Annotated in this window: 4 protein-coding genes; 2 read left to right on the forward strand and 2 right to left on the reverse strand. The window is 37.1% G+C overall.

The features are described from left to right. Both AC1DG9_RS25670 and AC1DG9_RS25675 read left to right on the forward strand, forming a co-directional pair. On the forward strand, positions 1–374 hold a 374-nt coding region (locus tag AC1DG9_RS25670; protein WP_477635526.1), incomplete at its 5' end, for a peptidylprolyl isomerase. Positions 375–379: 5 nt separating this feature from the next. After that, a complete protein-coding gene (locus AC1DG9_RS25675; protein WP_172661582.1) occupies positions 380–1,342 on the forward strand; it encodes an AAA family ATPase in 963 nt (320 codons plus the stop codon). Position 1,343: 1 nt separating this feature from the next. Here the strand turns inward: AC1DG9_RS25675 and AC1DG9_RS25680 are convergent, their stop codons facing one another. Beyond that, complete coding sequence (locus AC1DG9_RS25680) at positions 1,344–2,228, reverse strand: glycerophosphodiester phosphodiesterase family protein (protein ID WP_477635527.1); 885 nt, start codon at positions 2,226–2,228, stop codon at positions 1,344–1,346. 104 nt (positions 2,229–2,332) lie between these two features. Then, on the reverse strand, positions 2,333–2,953 hold a 621-nt coding region (locus AC1DG9_RS25685; protein WP_477635528.1), incomplete at its 5' end, for a nuclear transport factor 2 family protein.

Below are 2,953 nucleotides of genomic sequence, written 5' to 3' on the forward strand. Positions count from 1 at the left end.
GTATGATATTATATGCAGATAACGTTACTGCCAGAACTACATTTATCCCAGCGGATAAACTAGATCCAAAAGTATTTGTTGTTGTTGATACAATGAAAGTAGGCGAAGTTTCTCAGCCTGTTTCTTTCACAGATCCAGATGGCAAACAAGGATATAAGATTCTTTATTTAAAATCTAAAATCCCGCCACATAAAGGAAACCTGGAACAGGATTATTCTAAATTCAAAGAGAAAGCACAACAGGATAAAATCGATAGAATGTTAAGTGAATGGTTCGAAAAAAGAAGAGAAAACACTTACATCAGAATTGACGAAGATTATGATGATTGTGATGAATTGAAAATTTGGACTAAAAATTCAACTGCTAAAAAATAACGCGTATGCAGTTTGAAAATGATATAAAGGCAGTAGATGCGTTGCATCAAGCTTATAACAACATTAGAACCGAAATAGGGAAAGTTGTTATAGGTCAGGAAGAAGTGGTAAAATCTGTTTTGATTTCCATCTTCAGTAATGGTCATTGCTTACTGGTTGGCGTTCCAGGGCTTGCCAAAACGTTGCTTGTTCAAACTGTTGCAGACGTAATGGATCTTAACTTTAACAGGATTCAATTTACCCCAGATCTAATGCCCAGCGATATTATCGGTGCGGAAATATTAGGTGAAGACAGAAATTTTAAATTCATAACCGGACCTATATTTTCAAATATAGTTCTTGCAGACGAAATCAATAGAACGCCACCAAAAACTCAGGCAGCTCTTCTTGAGGCAATGCAAGAGAAGGCTGTCACAGCAGCGGGACAAAGGCATGTATTACCAAATCCATTCTTTGTGCTGGCKACTCAGAACCCTATTGAGCAAGAAGGCACATACCCTTTGCCTGAGGCTCAACTAGATCGATTCATGTTCAATGTTCTACTCAGCTATCCTACATTCGCTGATGAGCTTACAATAGTAAAGAACACGACCAGCAACAACGACGTTAAGCTTAAAAAGATAATAGACGCCAAACAGATTCAGTATTTCCAAAAATTAGTAAGAAATATTCCTGTTGCAGACAATGTAATCGAATATGCCGTAAAGCTGGCAAGTAAGACCCGTCCTCATACAGCCTTGGCTACTGAAGATATTAATAAATATATAAGCTGGGGCGCAGGCCCAAGGGCATCCCAATTCCTTGTTATCGGAGCAAAATGTCACGCCGCGATATCGGGGAAGTATTCACCGGATATTGAGGATGTTCAGGCTGTTGCTGAAGCTATTTTACGCCACCGTATTGTGCGTAACTATAGAGCTGAGGCTGAAGGATTATCAATTGAACAGATCATTAAAAACCTGTTTTAGGTTAATTTTCTTCCAGTACCTTTTTATAAATATTAGGGTAATCAGTAACAACCCCATCTACGCCCAACCCGATTAGGTACTTCATATCTTTGATTGAATTTACTGTCCATGGTATAATCTTAACACCCGCCTCATGGCAGCGTTCTACCAATCCCTTACCTACTAATACTGAATAAGGGCTATAAACAGTTGGCTTAAAGCCAAGGTCAGCTATATTCACCTCAAAATCAATCTTTTCATCAATTAGCAAAGCTGTTTTTATTTTGGGGTAATTTTCGTGCAGATATTGTAGCGTTCTCACATCAAACGATTGTATGGTTACTCGTTTAGTTAGTTTCTTTTTAATCACGATCTCCATAATCAAGTCAACAAATTCTGCCGGTTMCGGATGGAACTCATTATCTCCTTTAGGAATAGTTTTAGTTTCTATGCTAAAATTAGGTTTTGGCAATTTTTTCTTTTTTGCATAACTCTCTACAGAATCTATGGTCTCTTCCAAAAGTGGTTTATAAGCTTGCATTTTTTCCTGATATGGGAATCTGCTATGTACCTTACTTCCAACATCAAATTTTTTGATATCAGCATAATCCATTTTATACATGTTATAACTCTTTTGGTTTTTGAGGGTTATAGGTTTTCCATCAGGACTAGTACTAATTTCAAAATTAAAATAGGGCTCTTGAGACAGTACTACCTTTTTATCTTTAGAAATCACCACATTCATATTTAGGGCATTAACACCCAGATCCAATGCCCTTAGCATACCAGGGATTGTATTTTCAGGCATTATTCCGCGCGCACCGCGATTACCTTGCAGATCGAATTTCTGCGCCATTGTTTGAAGAACGGTAATTAATATTGCTACTGTTAGTATAATTTTTCTCATTTGCTTTACTATATAAAAGAAAAGGTTTCTTAAATCAACTCTTTAAGAAACCCTTTCGTGATAAATATGATTTATAAAATAACGCTTTCTCCCGCTACATGTTGTTAACGTTCTGCAGGTGCAAATACCATTGCAACAAGGTTCCAGTTAAAATCAGCCTGACGTTCATAAATAAATACATAGTTGAAGCTCTCTCTTAAATCAGCTTTATAATCTACTGTTGCAACACCATATGTATAGGCTAAATCACCTCCATCGGCTTTATCCACCTTTGTAGTTTTTAACGACACCTTACTCATCATGCTATTTAAAAATGCAATTGCTTTATCCTTGCCAATAATAGGTTCATAACCTGGAAACAAAACTCTTGCATCCGAATTTAAGAATCCCGCAAAAGCCGATACCCCATAAGATTTAAGGGTAGCACTTAGGGTCTTTTCTGTAGTAGCTATTATATTCGCTYCTGTTGCACGTTCTTTATCATTTAAAAACTTTGGTTTATGAAAATCCTTTGGTTCTATAAACTCTTCTGTTACCTTATTTAATGGTTTATTATGTGTTGTACCAAGGTCTAAGACAAGTTCCCATTTCCCATTAACGGCCTTCCATATTGAAAGGTATTGTCCATAAAGGGTTTCTTTCCCGGCTAAGGTAAAAGGTCCTGTGGTAAACCCCCAGTCTCCACTTCTTGATACTTTTGCGTACACTGGTGTCCAGCTTAAGTC

It is taken from the genome of Pedobacter sp. 05L430 (genome assembly GCF_056397585.1).